This window comes from Magnetospirillum sp. (assembly GCA_027532905.1).
Taxonomy (GTDB): Bacteria; Pseudomonadota; Alphaproteobacteria; order CACIAM-22H2; family CACIAM-22H2; genus Tagaea.
In genome coordinates this window covers 221212-235236 of sequence record JAPZUA010000004.1, presented here as the reverse complement: position 1 = coordinate 235236, position 14025 = coordinate 221212, and the positions used below count along the sequence as shown (strand labels likewise).

Annotated in this window: 18 protein-coding genes; 8 read left to right on the top strand and 10 right to left on the bottom strand. The window is 65.9% G+C overall.

Going from position 1 to position 14025, the window contains the following annotated elements:
- Window positions 1-24: 24 nt before the first annotated feature.
- Window positions 25-834, bottom strand: a complete 810-nt coding sequence (locus O9320_14990; GenBank protein ID MCZ8312149.1) for an ABC transporter substrate-binding protein — start codon at window positions 832-834, stop codon at window positions 25-27.
- 123 nt (window positions 835-957) lie between these two features.
- Here O9320_14990 and O9320_14985 point away from each other — a divergent pair, with 123 nt between their 5' ends.
- Together O9320_14985 and O9320_14980 are read left to right on the top strand one after the other, a co-directional pair.
- Window positions 958-1941, top strand: a complete 984-nt coding sequence (locus O9320_14985; protein ID MCZ8312148.1) for an ABC transporter substrate-binding protein — start codon at window positions 958-960, stop codon at window positions 1939-1941.
- Between the two features lie 3 nt (window positions 1942-1944).
- Window positions 1945-3030, top strand: a complete 1086-nt coding sequence (locus O9320_14980) for a ring-opening amidohydrolase (GenBank protein MCZ8312147.1) — start codon at window positions 1945-1947, stop codon at window positions 3028-3030.
- Between the two features lie 18 nt (window positions 3031-3048).
- On the opposite strand, the gene O9320_14975 is transcribed toward O9320_14980, so the two are convergent.
- The gene (locus O9320_14975) at window positions 3049-3654 is read right to left on the bottom strand and encodes a TetR/AcrR family transcriptional regulator (protein MCZ8312146.1); all 606 of its coding nucleotides are present in this window, start codon (window positions 3652-3654) and stop codon (window positions 3049-3051) included.
- A 53-nt stretch (window positions 3655-3707) separates the two neighbouring features.
- A complete protein-coding gene (locus O9320_14970) occupies window positions 3708-4232 on the bottom strand; it encodes an antibiotic biosynthesis monooxygenase (GenBank protein ID MCZ8312145.1) in 525 nt (174 codons plus the stop codon).
- On the opposite strand from O9320_14970, the gene O9320_14965 reads away from it, so the two are divergent.
- Window positions 4231-4773: a DUF2141 domain-containing protein gene (locus O9320_14965; protein MCZ8312144.1), complete on the top strand. Its 543-nt coding sequence runs from the start codon at window positions 4231-4233 to the stop codon at window positions 4771-4773. The genes O9320_14970 and O9320_14965 overlap by 2 nt on opposite strands.
- 5 nt (window positions 4774-4778) lie before the next feature.
- Window positions 4779-5618, top strand: coding sequence for an SDR family oxidoreductase (locus tag O9320_14960; GenBank protein MCZ8312143.1), 840 nt, complete (start codon window positions 4779-4781; stop codon window positions 5616-5618).
- Here O9320_14960 and O9320_14955 read toward each other — a convergent pair.
- The 7 genes from O9320_14955 to rpmH form a co-directional block, all read right to left on the bottom strand.
- The gene (locus tag O9320_14955) at window positions 5615-6199 is read right to left on the bottom strand and encodes a DedA family protein (GenBank protein MCZ8312142.1); all 585 of its coding nucleotides are present in this window, start codon (window positions 6197-6199) and stop codon (window positions 5615-5617) included. The genes O9320_14960 and O9320_14955 overlap by 4 nt on opposite strands.
- A gap of 2 nt (window positions 6200-6201) precedes the next feature.
- Window positions 6202-7092: an acetylglutamate kinase gene (gene argB, locus O9320_14950; GenBank protein MCZ8312141.1), complete on the bottom strand. Its 891-nt coding sequence runs from the start codon at window positions 7090-7092 to the stop codon at window positions 6202-6204.
- 49 nt (window positions 7093-7141) lie between these two features.
- The gene (yihA, locus tag O9320_14945) at window positions 7142-7819 is read right to left on the bottom strand and encodes a ribosome biogenesis GTP-binding protein YihA/YsxC (GenBank protein ID MCZ8312140.1); all 678 of its coding nucleotides are present in this window, start codon (window positions 7817-7819) and stop codon (window positions 7142-7144) included.
- Window positions 7816-9636 carry a membrane protein insertase YidC gene (gene yidC / locus O9320_14940; GenBank protein MCZ8312139.1) on the bottom strand — a complete coding sequence of 607 codons (1821 nt, stop codon included), beginning with the start codon at window positions 9634-9636 and terminating at the stop codon, window positions 7816-7818. The genes yihA and yidC overlap by 4 nt, the downstream gene beginning before the upstream one ends.
- Window positions 9637-9669: 33 nt before the next feature.
- Window positions 9670-9909, bottom strand: a complete 240-nt coding sequence (gene yidD, locus O9320_14935) for a membrane protein insertion efficiency factor YidD (protein MCZ8312138.1) — start codon at window positions 9907-9909, stop codon at window positions 9670-9672.
- Complete coding sequence (gene rnpA / locus O9320_14930) at window positions 9906-10265, bottom strand: ribonuclease P protein component (GenBank protein ID MCZ8312137.1); 360 nt, start codon at window positions 10263-10265, stop codon at window positions 9906-9908. The genes yidD and rnpA overlap by 4 nt, the downstream gene beginning before the upstream one ends.
- A 67-nt stretch (window positions 10266-10332) precedes the next feature.
- Window positions 10333-10467 carry a 50S ribosomal protein L34 gene (gene rpmH / locus O9320_14925; protein MCZ8312136.1) on the bottom strand — a complete coding sequence of 45 codons (135 nt, stop codon included), beginning with the start codon at window positions 10465-10467 and terminating at the stop codon, window positions 10333-10335.
- Window positions 10468-10633: 166 nt separating this feature from the next.
- Between rpmH and O9320_14920 the strand changes: the two genes are divergently transcribed.
- The 4 genes from O9320_14920 to O9320_14905 all read left to right on the top strand — a co-directional run bounded on the left by O9320_14920 (window position 10634) and on the right by O9320_14905 (window position 14022).
- Window positions 10634-11344 carry a VTT domain-containing protein gene (locus tag O9320_14920; GenBank protein ID MCZ8312135.1) on the top strand — a complete coding sequence of 237 codons (711 nt, stop codon included), beginning with the start codon at window positions 10634-10636 and terminating at the stop codon, window positions 11342-11344.
- Window positions 11341-12762 carry an FAD-dependent oxidoreductase gene (locus O9320_14915; GenBank protein MCZ8312134.1) on the top strand — a complete coding sequence of 474 codons (1422 nt, stop codon included), beginning with the start codon at window positions 11341-11343 and terminating at the stop codon, window positions 12760-12762. The genes O9320_14920 and O9320_14915 overlap by 4 nt, the downstream gene beginning before the upstream one ends.
- A 14-nt stretch (window positions 12763-12776) precedes the next feature.
- Window positions 12777-13595 carry a DUF547 domain-containing protein gene (locus tag O9320_14910; GenBank protein ID MCZ8312133.1) on the top strand — a complete coding sequence of 273 codons (819 nt, stop codon included), beginning with the start codon at window positions 12777-12779 and terminating at the stop codon, window positions 13593-13595.
- 244 nt (window positions 13596-13839) lie between these two features.
- The gene (locus tag O9320_14905; protein ID MCZ8312132.1) at window positions 13840-14022 is read left to right on the top strand and encodes a DUF3309 domain-containing protein; all 183 of its coding nucleotides are present in this window, start codon (window positions 13840-13842) and stop codon (window positions 14020-14022) included.
- The last annotated feature ends 3 nt before the right edge of the window (window positions 14023-14025 follow it).

Genomic DNA, 14025 nt, shown 5'->3' with positions numbered 1-14025 from the left:
CGGACCCGCCGCCGGCAGCGACCGCTAGCGCGCGCGCGACCAGTCGATCGCCACGCCGAACCATTTGTCGACGATGCGCGACAAGGTGCCGTCGTTGCGCCACGTCTCGAGCCGCGCGTCGATCGCGTCGGCGAGCGGCTTGTTGCGCGTGCCGACCGCGATGCTCTGCGTGATCGTCGACTGGATGTCGTCGAGCACGGTAATGCCCGGCAGCTGCCCGGCCTTCTTCAGATAGTTCGGTCCCAGGAAATCGTGCACAGCAAAATCGATGCGTCGATTCTGCAGATCGAGGAACAATTCGGTCGCCCCCGGATATTCGCGCGTCTGGGTGACGCAGCCGGCTGGCAGGGCGGTCGTCGCGTAGCGCTGGAACGTGCCGCCGCGCACCGCACCCATCGTGCGGCCGCACACGCTGCTCCAGCCGGCGATCGCGGTGTCGGCCTCGCGCCGAGTGATCGCAACGCCGTTGACGATGTAGGGCGACAGAAGATGGAAACTCGTCGAAGCCAGCCGCTCGGGCGTGCGCGTGACGCCAGAGGCGATGATGTCAAACCGGCCCGCCGCCAGGCCCGGCAGCAGACCCGCAAAATCGAGCTGCACGAATGCGACGCGCAGGCCCAAAGCCTCGCCGAGCTGGTTGGCGACGTCGATGTCGAAACCCTGCAGGGCGCCCGTCGGGCCGGTCATGCTGAAAGGCGGGGCAGAGCCCGAAGTGCCGACCGTCAGCGTGCCGGGGGCGATCAAGGCCGCGCGATAGTCTTGCGCTGCAGCCGGCAGGGCGGCGATGCCGAACATCAATGCGCCGACGGCCGCAAGGAAACCCAATCGCTGCATGGCTCTCTCCAAAATTTTGCCCCGATGTCCGAGCATGCGATAGGCGCAGCGGCGCCGACAAGCTGTTTCTGGCGCGCGCGCAGCGCTAGGCTCGTGCCCGCAAAGGGAAGGAAAAAGGTTTCGATGCTGCGTCTGCGCTTCAAGCTCAACCATCTAGTCCAGGGCCAGAACGCGCCGTTCCTGCTGGCGCAGGACGAAGGCTTTTTCGCGCAAGCGGGCGTCGAGGCGGCGTTTGTCGAAGGTTTCAGCTCCGCGCAGGTTACGCGCGCGCTCGTGGACGGCGAGGCCGAATTCGGTTTCGGCGACGCGACGTCGGTGCTTGAAGCGGCTTTGCGCACGAACGCAACGCCGCTTGCCTGCCTGATGCCGATCCATGTGCGCAGCCCCTGTTCGCTGGGCTACCGCCGCAGCAGCGGCGCCTTGCGCTTGGCGGCGCTCGACGGTGCGGTTCTGTGCGGACCCAAGGGCGATGCGTCCGCGCGCCTGCTGCCTCTGCTGCTGGACGCGAACGGTCTCGGCCATGTGCGCTATGAGCTGCGCGTCGTCGCACCTGAGGAGCGCGACCGACTGGTGGCGAACACCGAAGTGCGTGCCGCCACCTGCTTCGACGCGACTTTGAAATTCGCGATGCGCATGCGCGGCTACGACGATTCCGACCTCGCGTTTCTTTCCTTCGCCGACCACGGGCTCGATGCCTATGCGGGTGCCCTTGTGGCGCAGGATGCACTGTTGCAAGCGCATCCCGGCCTTGCCGACGCTTTGGCCGCAGCCACGCGCGCGGCGTGGGAAGCAAGTCGCGCGCAGCCCGATGCCGCGGTCGCCGCCGCTCTGCGGCGCAATCCTTCCCTCGATCCGGCAATCGTGCGCGCCCAGCTCGACTGGGTTTTGGCGCACAACGTGTTTCCGGGTACGCAGAAGCCGTTCGAATTCCAGCATGCCGGCGCGCGCATGGACGCCACGCTGAAGGCAGCACGCTTTGCAGTTGATGGCGATGCGACAGTCACGCCGGCGATGCGCAGACTTGCTTTTGCGGTCTGCCGTGGAACGCAATCCGCGCTATCTTTGCCCTCCGATTTGCCCGGCGACTCGTCCCCTACAGGAGCCTGAAAAATGCGTGCCATCGTGCGTCGACTGCCTATGCGCGACCCTGCCGACATGACGGCGCTCAACGCGACTTTTGCCGACGGCACGCTCGATCCCAGCTCGATCGTCGCCATCCTCGGCAAGACCGAGGGCAACGGATGCGTCAACGATTTCACGCGCGGCTACGCCACGCTCGCGATGAAGCTCGCACTCGCGGCCGCCTGCAACACCACGCCCGCCGAGATCGGCAAACGTGTGGCCCTCGTGATGTCGGGCGGTACGGAGGGCGGGCTCAATCCGCACATGACGGTGTTTGCCGTGGACCGTTCGGCACCGCGCGGGGTTGGGCCGAAGCGCCTTGCCATTGGTACGGGCTTCACGCGGGATTTTGCCGCCCACGAGATCGGCCGTAACGCGATGATCGCGGCGACGGCGGATGCGGTGCGCGACGCGATGACGGCAGCCGGCATATCCGATCCCGCCGACGTGCATTACGTGCAAGTGAAATGCCCGCTGCTGACGGCCGAGCGCATCGCGGCTTCGCAAGCGCCCACGGTCTGCGAAGACACGTACGAATCCATGGGCTATTCGCGTGGGGCTTCGGCACTCGGCGTCGCTGTGGCGCTCGGCGAGATCGCTTCTGCCGACGAAGCTGCCGTTTGCGCGGATTGGTCGCTTTATTCGGGGGTGGCGAGCACGTCGGCGGGCATCGAGCTCATGCGCAACGAGATCATGGTGCTCGGCAATTCTTCCGCTTGGTCGGGCGATCTCGCCATCGCCCACCGCGTGATGCAGGACAGCATCGACGCACCCGCTCTGTGGGCGGCCCTTGCCGACCTCGGCCTCGACGCAAAAGGCCAGCTCGAGCCCTTGTCGCGCGACCGGCTCGTGGCCGTGCTGGCGAAAGCCGAACCTGCGCGCACCGGAGCGATCCGCGGCCGCCGCCACACGATGTGGGACGACAGCGACATCAACGCCACGCGCCATGCGCGTGCATTGGTGGGCGGCGTGTTGGCAGGTGTTGTGGGCGACACGCAGCTGTTTGTGTCGGGCGGTGCCGAACATCAAGGCCCCGACGGCGGCGGCCCCGTGGCGGCGATCGCGCGCGTCTAGCGGCCGCAGCGGCTTGTTCTATTTCGGTGTGTCCATCGCTTGGCTGAGTCGCTGAAGCAGATGCATGCCGCTGCGCGCCAGTACGGGCGGCGTAATCTCGAGCGTCGCGACCGTCGAGGACGCGGCGATCGAAGCAAGTCCGTGCAGCCCCGACCAGATGAAAAGCGCGTCGAGCATGACGGCTTCGTCGTCCGGTATCCTGCCGCGCTGCCGCGCCTTGCGCCGCAGCGCGTCGCAGAGCAGGGCAAAAGCGTGTTTGGCGTTGGCCATCATCTCGGGGTGTTTTTTGCCGTCCGGCAGCGGCGTGTTGAACATCAAGCCGTATTCGAGCGCGTGGCGGTGGGCATATTCGAGATAGGCGTGGCCCATCTTCCCCATGTCGGCATCGGGGTCGTCCGTCTTCGGGTGCCGATCGAGATGGCGGGCAAAGGCGTCGAAGCTGCGCGCGACGATCGCCGCGAGAATATGGTCGCGGCTCGCAAAATGCTTGTAAGGGGCTTGGTGCGAAACGCCGAGGCGGCGCGCCACTTCGCGCAAACTCAGCTTGCCAATGCCGTCCTTGGCAATGATCTTCAGCCCTTCGCGAATGCACTCTTCCTTCAGGTCGCGCGTTTTCTTCTTCACGTTCGCCCGTTCCGATGCGGACGGTTCCCCGGCTCGGGGAGTTTTTTGCCGCATCAGTATCCTTGCCGTCCTCTGGAAAGTTCTTCAAGTGCTTCGTCCCAGCGCAGCGGCAGCTGGCCGTTCGTTCGCGCGACGCGCACGAAGCGCGAGTCGACGAGGGCGGGCGGGGTGGCGTCGATGGCTTGCCGATGCAGCGGCGAAGCGACGAAGCGGCGCAGATCCTCTTCGCTCCGCCACGCGGTCATCGTCCAGGCTTTGTTGCCGAGCAGCTCCTGGCGCAGCGAATAGCCGAGCAGTCCGGGCTGTTCGGGCAAAGCGCGTTCGATGCGCCACACGTTTTCCCAAAAAACCTTGCGCGCGGCGCGGTCGTCGGACACGACCGCCAGCGTGACGGCGACGACCGTCGGCGCATTCTTCGGCAGTGCCGCACCGGCATCGGTGGTCTTGTAGGGCGTTGCGATCGCGCAGCCGGCGAGCGCTCCGGCAAACGCAGCAGCCAGTGCAAGGCGAAACCGGGCGGCGCGCGACGGGCGCTTGCGCTGCGACGGCGCCAGAGCGCCGTCTTCGTGGTCGAACATGGTTCTCCTTCTCTTGCGCGTCGAGCGCGCAGCGCAAAAATCTTCTAGCCGATATGTTGACAGTGACAACCTGACAGCCTATGTATCGGTTGTCAATGTCAACCTGGAGGCAACGATGCGCCTAATCCCCTTGTCTTTCATGTGTGTTCTAGTCGCCGGCAACGCTGCCGCCGCAGCCGACTTGGTCGTCAACGTCGCTGCCGTACGCAGTGCCGACGGCGAAGTCGGTTGCGCGCTGCATGCGGACCCGGCCGCTTTTCCGCTCGGCAATGCCGATACGCCGATGCAGTGGGCCAAAGCGGATCCCGCCGGCATGGTGTGCCGATTCACGGATCTGCGGCCGGGCGCCTACGCGGTTTCGGTCTCGCACGACCTGAACGGCAACCGCAAAACCGACACCAACTTCCTCGGCATCCCGCGCGAAGACTGGGGCGTGAGCAACAATGTGCGGCCGACCCTGCGCGCGCCGACATTCGACGAAGCGAAGATCGACGTGCAGGCCGAGCGCGTGACCATCGTTGAAGTGAGGCTCGGTCGATGACGGGCGTGACCAATCTTCTCCAGAGTCCGGCGCCGGCCTACGGACCGATCGCGCTTGTGACGGGCGCTTCGGACGGCATCGGCCGGGCCTTCGCGCGAGAATTGGCACGGCGCGGTTACAACCTCGTTCTGGTGGCGCGGCGCAAGGCGCAGTTGGACGTGCTCGCCAACGAACTAGATCTTGGCAACCGCACGCTCTGCACGGTGATCGCGGCCGATCTCGGACGGCCGGAGGGAATTGCGGCCGTGCTCGAGCAAACTGCAGCACGCGACATCGGCTTGCTTGTCGCCGCAGCAGGATTCGGTACGTCGGGCAATTTCATCGACCAGCCGCTGGATGCCGAACTCGAGATGATCGACGTGAATTGCCGTGCGGTGGCGGCGCTGACGCATGGCTTCGGCCAACGTTTTGCCGCGCGCGGCGGCGGCGGCATCGTGCTGATGAGTTCGATCGTTGGTTTCCAGGGCGTGCCGCGCGCCGCGAACTATGCGGCGACCAAGGCCTTTGTGCAGAGTTTCGCCGAAGGCTTGCGGCCGGAGCTTACTGCCAAGGGGGTCGATATCGTCGCTTGTGCGCCGGGCCCGATCGCCAGCGGCTTTGCCGCGCGCGCGAACATGGTCATGAACAGATGCGACCCGCCCGAAGTCGTCGCGGCGGAGACGCTCGATGCGCTTGGACGCAAAGGGATCGTACGTCCGGGACTTTTGGCAAAGCTGCTTGAGGCTGCATTCACCGGCATGCCGAGATGGGGCCGAGTCAAGATCATGACGTTGGTCATGCGAGGCATGGCACGCGGGAAAAGCGGTGTGGCCGCAGACGCGGCGGCCGAGGTGTCGCGCCCCTAGCGCCAGATCAGCCAGGCCAGCACGGCCGCAGCCAAAGCGGCGGCGGTCCAGCCAAGGGCCGTGCCGTAGCGGCGCATAAGGCGGTCGATGCGCCCGCCTTGGTGTTTGAGCAGCCAGGCGATCGCGTAGAACTGCACGCCGCGCGCCAAAACGCTCGAAACGAAAAACGGCGCCAGCGGATATTGCGCAATGCCGGCCCCGATCGTGACGATCTTGAACGGGATCGGCGTCAAGCCCTTGCCCGCGATGAGCCAGAAGCCCCATTCGGCGAACATCGTCTGGAAGGCTTCCATCTGGGTTTCGTAATGCAGCTTCGCGATCAGCCACTGGCCGACCGTGTCGTAGAGCACGTCGCCGATCGCGTAGCCCAAAAAGCCGCCCGCGACGGAAGCAAGCGTGCAGATCGTCGCATAGCGATAGGCGCGGGCCGGGTCCGCCATCACCAGCAATGCGAGCAGCGGATGCGGCGGAACGGGCAAGAACGACGAGTCCGCGAACGACACCGCCGCCATCGTCGCCGTCGCATGCCGGCCGCGCGAGAGGACCAGCGTGCGGTCGTAGAGGGCGGTGAAGGCGCTCAATTTCAGCCTTTGATCATCGTGCCGACGCCCTTGTCGGTGAAGATCTCGAGCAAGGTTGCGTGCCGCACGCGCCCGTCGAGGATGATCGCACCCTCGACGCCGCCGTCGACGGCGGCGAGGCAAGTTTCGACCTTCGGGATCATGCCGCCCGAAATGGTGCCGTCGGCGATCAGCGCGCGCACTTGGGCGGCCGTCAGATCCGGCATCAGGTTCTTGTTTTTGTCGAGCACGCCTTTGACGTCGGTCAGCAGCAGCAGGCGCGAGGCCTTCATCGCGGCGGCGATGGCGCCTGCGACCGTGTCGGCGTTGATGTTGTAGGTCGCCCCGTCGGTGCCCACGCCGATCGGCGCCACGACCGGGATGATGTCGGACTTGGCGAAGCTCTCGAGGAACGAGGGATCGATATGCGTGGGCTCGCCCACGAAGCCCAGATCGAGCACGCGTTCGATGTTCGAATCCGGGTCCTTTTTGGTGCGCTTCACTTTGGCGGCGACCAGGAAGTTCGCGTCTTTGCCCGATACGCCGACCGCCCGGCCGCCCGCGCGGTTGATCGCCGCGACGATGGATTTGTTGATGCTGCCCGACAGCACCATTTCGACGATCTCGACCGTGGCGGCGTCGGTCACGCGCAAGCCGTCGATGAATTCGCTCTTCACTTTGAGGCGCTCGAGCATGGCGCCGATCTGCGGGCCGCCGCCGTGCACGACGATCGGGTTCATGCCGACCTGCTTCATCAGCACGATGTCGCGCGCGAAATCGCCGGCGATCGCTTCGTCGCCCATCGCGTGGCCGCCGTACTTCACGACGATGTTCTCGCCGTTGTATTCGCGCATGTAGGGCAGCGCTTGGGAGAGGATGCGGGCGATGGTCTGCGGATCGTCGGTCGTGTCCATGGCGCGTGTCGTCCGTAGGCGGTTCGGGGGATTCGAAACGGATGGGTTTTTAGCAGGGCGTCGCCAGCGCCGCTAGCTCGGCGCGGAGAATGTCGATGCCGGTGTTCTTTTCCGACGAGGTCGGCAGCACCGCGGGGTGGGCGCCCAAATGGCCTTCGAGCTCGCCCGCCACCCCGGCAATACGCTGGGCAAGGCCGGCGGCCCCGAGCGCGTCGCACTTGGTGAGCACCACCTGGTAGACGACGGCCGAGGAATCGAGAATGTCGAACAAAGCGCGGTCGAGATCTTTGAGGCCGTGGCGCGCATCGACGAGCACGAGGGCGCGGCGCAAGGTCGGGCGGCCCTTGAGATAGCGCAACATCAGATCGCTCCACACGGCCTTGGTGGCCTTGGAGACGGCGGCATAGCCGTAGCCCGGCATGTCGACCAGCGACAGGCGCTTGCCGAGCGCGAAGAAATTGAGCTGCTGCGTGCGGCCGGGATGGCGCGAGACGCGCGCCATGCGCCCGTGGCCGACGAGCGCGTTGAGCAGGCTCGATTTGCCGACGTTCGAGCGCCCGGCCAAGGCGATCTCGGGCATGTGCGGGGCCGGGATCGCGTCGAGCGTGGCGGCGCCTGCCACGAACTCGCACGGACCCACGAACAGTTTGCGCGCCGCTTCGATCTCGCCGTCCGAAAAGACCGGCGGCGAAGCGGCACCGGGCAAATCGGCGGGCGCTTGCGTCACGCCTTGCCCCGTTCCTTCTTGCTCGGTTCCTTGGCGGTGGCGGCTTGCGCGTTTTCGATGCTGCGCATGATGATCCATTGCTGCAGGATCGACAGCGTGTTGTTGACCGCCCAGTAGATCACAAGCCCGGCCGGGAACGAGGCCAGCATGATCGTGAAGATGAAGGGCAGCGCCAGGAACATCTTGGCCTGGATGGGGTCGACCGGCTGCGGATTGAGCTTCTGCTGCACGAACATCGTGACGCCCATCACGATCGGCCACACGCCGATCTCGAGCAGCGGCGGCACGTCCCACGGGATCAGGCCGAACAGGTTGAACAGCGACGTCGGATCGTGCGCCGACAGATCCTGGATCCAGCCGAAGAAGGGCGCGTGGCGCATTTCGATGGTGACGAACAGCACCTTGTAGAGCGCGAAGAACACCGGGATCTGGATCAGGATCGGCAAGCAGCCCGACAGCGGATTGGCGCCCGAACGCTTGTAGAGCTGCATCATCTCCTGCGACATGCGCGCGCGGTCGTCGCCGAATTTCTCCTTGAGCTTCTCCATCTCGGGCTGGAGCAGCTTCATCTTCGCCATCGAGCGGTAGGATTTGTTGGCGAGCGGATAGAACAGCAGCTTGACCACCATTGTGAACAGGATGATCGCGATGCCGAAATTGCCGACCGCCGCGTAGATCCATTCGAGCGCTATGAACATCGGCTTGGTGAGCCAGTAGAACCAGCCGAAATCGATGGCGCGGTCGAACAGCGGGATGTTGTATTTCTCGCCGTACATGTCGAGCAGGCGCACTTCTTTGGCGCCCGCGAACAGCAGCGTGGAATGCGTGGCGCTTGCCCCGGGCGCGACCGTCTGGACGGGGGCGAGGTAGTCGATCTGGTAGCGGTCGAGGCCGCCGGCCAGCGCGTGCGCGAAGCGTGCGCCGATCTCCACGCCCTGCTGCGGCACCAGCGCCACGAGCCAGTATTTGTCGACGATGCCGATCCAGCCGCCGCGCGTCTGGTAGGGGATCTGCCTTTTCTCGCGCAGATCCTGGTAGCTCGGCTCTTTGAGCTGCTCGTTGAAGACCCCGATCGGACCTTCATGCAGAATGTAGTAGCCGCCGAGCGTGGGCGTGCCGACGCGGCTTGCCAGCGAATAGCCGTGCAGCGACACCGGGGCCGCGCCGTTGTTGGTCACGCGCTGTTCGATGCGGAAGAAATATTCGTCGTCGAGCGTGATCTTGCGCTCGAAACGCAGGCCCTGGCCGTTGTCCCAGGTGAGCGTCACGGGATTGCCGGGCGACAGCACGTTGCGGTCGGCGGTCCATTCGGTGTCGGCATCGGGCAGCGCCAAAGCGCCCGAAGCCGAGACCCAGCCGAATTCGGCGAAATATGGATCGGTTGCGCCCAGCGGCGACAGCAGCACCACGGGCGGCGAGTCTTTTTCGACCTTCTGGCGGTATTTGGTGAGTTTGAGGTCGTCGATGCGCCCGCCGCGCAGGGTGATCGAGCCGGTCGCAACCGGGGTGTCGATCGTCACGCGGGCGGCGCGCGCGAGGATCGTCGTGCGGTCCGGATTGGCCTGGGCGGCAAGGCTCGCGGCCAAGCTGCCGGGGGCGGGCGGTGCGCCGATCGTGGCCGGGGCTGCCCCCGGTGCGGCGCCGGGCACAGGCGGCAGCGACGTGGGGGCCACCTGCTCGGCGGTCGCCCGGCGTTCGGCTTCGGCCGCGCGTTCGCGTTGGGCGCGCGGCTGGTTCCAGAAAAACTCGAAGCCGAGCACGATGACGATCGACAGGGCGATCGCGACGATCAGGTTTTTTTGGTCGAATTGCTGCATGGGGTCTGGGCTGTCTTTTTTTGAGAGCGCGGGTCAGAAACGCGGCAAATCGCCGGACCGCGGCGGAACGGGATCGAAACCAAAACCGCCCCACGGATGGCAGCGGCAGATGCGGCGGGCGGCGAGGAACGTGCCGCCGAAAGCGCCGTGGGTTTTCAACGCCTCGCGCGCATAGTCCGAGCAGCTCGGCAGATAGCGGCAATTTGCGCCCAAAAGAGGGCGCAGCGTCCATTGATAGAGCACGACGAAGGCATCGAGGACCCGCGCGATCATCGGGCGGCCCCGCTATTGCGCGCAAGGTTCAGCGCGGCGTCTTCGAAAGCGGCGATCAGCTGCAAAAACGGCGTGTCGCCGGTTTCGGCGCGCGCCACGGCCACATAGTCCGTGCCGGGCAGCCCAAGCTTCGGCAACACGGCGCGTGCAGCCTCGCGCAGGCGGCGCTTGGCGCGGTTGCGCGCCACGGCATTGCCGATCTTTTTGGTGGCCGTGAACCCGACGCCGATGGCCGCAACGCCGTCGTTGCGCGCGCGCGCCTGCAAAACCACGCCGACACGCGCGCATTTGCGGCGCGTTGCCGCAACAGCCAGGAACTGGCTTCGCGAGGTGAGGCGCGTGAGCGCGTGGGTCATGATTATCCTTGTCGCCGCCACAAGACCCCGGCGGCGCGGAATCCGACGGCCGCAGGGCCGCCGGAGACTAAGCCGAAAGGCGCTTGCGGCCCTTGGCGCGACGGCGCTGCAGCACCTTGCGGCCGCCGACCGTTTCCATGCGCGCCCGAAAACCGTGCCGCCGCTTGCGGATGAGCTTGCTGGGCTGATATGTGCGCTTCACGACGCGATCTCCGAATTGCCGAATGTCTGAAAAGGAGCGCGGGTTATACAGACCCCCTGCCTTCACGTCAATCGAGGCATTTACCGTTGTTTTTCAGTCCATTGTTTGCCCGATCGGCCCCGCAGCATGTAACGTCGCGTCTCCCTGAAGCGAATTGGACCACAAGATGGCCCAAACCTCCCCCGTTCGAAGATTTGCCCCGCTGGTGCTGATAGCGGCCGTGCTGGCCCTGGCTTTTGCGGGCGGGCTCGAGCGCTATTTGAGTTTCGCCGCTTTGGCCGAGCATCGCAGCGACCTGCTGGACTGGGCCGAGGCCAATCCCGCACTGGCGGCGGCATCCTACGTGGCGGCTTATGTGCTGGTCGTCGCCTGCTCGCTGCCGGGTGGCACGGTCGCCACGCTGGCGGGCGGGTTCCTGTTCGGCGCCTTGTGGGGCGGATTTCTGGCCGTCGTCGGGGCGACGATCGGGGCGACCTTGCTGTTTTTGGCCGCTCGCTCGGCCCTGGGCGACTTTTTGCGCGCCAAGGCGGGGTCGGCCGTGGCCGCCTTCGAAGCGGGATTCCGCGAGAACGCGCTTTCCTATATGCTGGTGTTGCGATTGGTGCCGGCCTTTCCGTTTTTCCTCGTCAATCTCGCCCCGGCCTTTTTGGGCGTGCGGCTCGGCGTTTATGTGCTGGCGACCTTTCTGGGCATCCTGCCCGCAACCTTCGTATTCGCTTCGATCGGGGCCGGGCTCGGCAGCGTGTTCGACCAGGGCGAGGAGCCGGATTTGAGACTGTTCATGAGTCCGTCCGTGATCCTGCCGCTGCTGGGCTTGGCGGCCTTGTCGCTCGTCCCGGTCGTCTACAAAAAATTCAAAGGGCGCAAAGCGTCATGACCGACATTGCCGCCGACATCTGCGTGATCGGGGCGGGCTCGGGCGGCCTGTCGGTGGCCGCTGGGGCCGCCCAGCTCGGCCTCAAAACGGTGCTCGTCGAAGCGCACAAGATGGGCGGCGACTGCCTCAATTTCGGCTGCGTTCCGTCCAAAGCGCTGATCGCGGCGGCAGGGGCGGTCAAAGCCGCGCGCAATGCCGGCCGCTTCGGCCTGCAGACGGCGGGTGGGGTGGACTACGCCGCCGTGCGCAACCATGTGCGCGCGACGATCGCGGCCATTGCACCGATGGATTCGGTCGAGCGCTTCGAAGGGCTCGGCGTCAAAGTCGTGGCCGCGCGCGCGAAGTTCGTCGGCCCGAAGCTCGTGGAAGCGGGCGACAGCCGCATTGCCGCACGCAAATTCGTGATCGCGACGGGCAGCCGCGCTGCCGTCCCGCCGATCCCGGGCCTTGCCGACGTGCCGTTCCTCACCAACGAAACCGTGTTCGAACTCGACCGCCGTCCCGACCATCTGGTCGTTATCGGGGCCGGGCCCATCGGCTGCGAGCTGGCGCAAGCCCATGCGCGCCTCGGCACGAAGGTCACGCTGATCGAAGCCGCGACCATGCTGCCCAAAGACGATCAAGAGGCGGTCGCGGTCGTGCGCGCGGGCCTGGGTGCGGACGGTGTGGTGTTGCGCGAGCATGCGAAGGTCAAGCGCATCGAGCGCCATGCGGTGGGCACGGTCGTGGTGCTCGACGACGGCAAAGGCGGCGAGGATGCGCTTGCCTGCTCGCATCTGCTGATCGCGACCGGCCGCAAAGCCAATATCGAAGATCTCGGTCTCGAAGCGGCGGGCATTGCCAGCGACGGACGTGCCATCAAAATCGACGACCGTTTGCGCACCTCGAACCGCGACGTGCTCGCACTCGGCGACGTCGCAGGCGGGCTGCAATTCACGCATGTCGCGGGCTGGCATGCCGGCATCGCGATCCGCAATCTGTGTTTCCGCATACCGGCACGCGCCGACACGACCGCGATCCCGTGGGTGACGTATACAGCACCCGAGCTTGCGCAAGTCGGATTGAGCGAAGCGGCCGCCAAGGCCGCAGGCCGCGAAATCGAAACAGCGCGCTGGCCGTTCCACGACAACGACCGCGCGATCGCAACCGGCGAGACGGAAGGTTTCGTCAAGATCGTGGCCGAACGCGGCCGCGTGATCGGGGCCACGATCGTCGGTGCCCATGCGGGCGATCTTGTCGCGCCGTGGATCGTGGCGGTCGGCCAGAAGCTCAAGGTCGCGACGATGGCCGGGACCGTGATGCCCTATCCGACCCTGTCGGAAGCGGGCAAGCGCGCGGCCGGGGCCTATTTCAGCCCGCGCCTCTTCTCGCCGCGTACGCGCAAGCTCGTGCGCTTCTTGTTCGACCTGCCGTTCTGATCCGGGAAGATGCGATGCGGCGAATTCTGCTGGCAGTGGCGCTGATGCTGGGACTGGTCCAGACCGCGTCCGGTGCGCCCAAGGCCGAGGCGTGGGAATTCTGGCGCGCGCACGACGCCGCATCGACGCAAAGCATCGACCATGCGCAATGGTCGCGATTGCTTGCGACGTACCGCAGCGAAGGGCAGGACGGCATTGCGCGTTTTGCCTATGGCAGCGTTTCGGTCGCCGACCGCGCTGCGTTGCAGGCCTATCTCGCCGCGCTGCAGGCGGTCGCCCCGCGCACGTTGTCGCGGCCGCAGCAGAAGGCTTATTGGATCAATCTCTACAATGCGGCGACGGTCGAAACGATCCTGACCCGCTATCCGGTCGCCTCGATCCGCGACATCCGCACCTCGCCCGGCCTGTTTGCGGTCGGGCCGTGGGGCGCCAAAATCTTGCGCGTCGAAAACCAAGCGCTGTCGCTCGACGACATCGAGCACCGTATCCTGCGCCCGCTGTGGCAAGACCCGCGCATCCACTACGCGCTCAATTGTGCGGCCCTCGGCTGCCCCAATCTCGATGCGGAAGCCTTCGAAGCCGACCGGCTCGACACGCAACTCGACGCCGCCGCGCGCCGCTTTGTGGCATCTCCGCGCGGGGTGCGCGTGGGGCCGCGCGGCCTCGTGCTGTCGTCGATCTACGATTGGTTCAAAGAAGATTTCGGCGCCGACGAAGCGGGCTTGCGCGCGCATCTGCTCGGCTACGCCACAGCCGAGACGCGCGCGGCTCTTGAACGCGGCGCACCCATCGCGTCCTACAGCTACGACTGGGCGCTGAACGCTGCACCCTAAGCAAGGCATCACACTATTCCGGCTCAATGAAGCCCAGGCGGATGTCGGCGAGCGCTTTGTCGATGGCGGCATCTCGCCCTTGGCGGCGCTTCGGGGCGCGGTTTTTGCGTCGCGCCGAACTCCCAAAGACCGTGCCAGATTTCGTGCTTAGGTGTTTTCCGGGGCTGCTGCGTGGATTGGCGCACGCCTAACTCTCGAGCGATGTGGGCGTCATTGCGACGCCCGCCAACGCGTGGAGAGTGCCGTGGGCCTAATCCTATTGATCGTCGTTTTGGTGCTGCTGCTCGGCGGCGGCGGGGGTTACAACGCGCATGGCCGCTACGGCAATGCGGGTGCGGGCGGCGTGCTCGGCACCGTGATCGTCGTCCTCCTGGTGGTGTGGTTCTTCGGCGGCTTTGCCGGCATGCATCCGCCGCCGGCGCTGTGATCG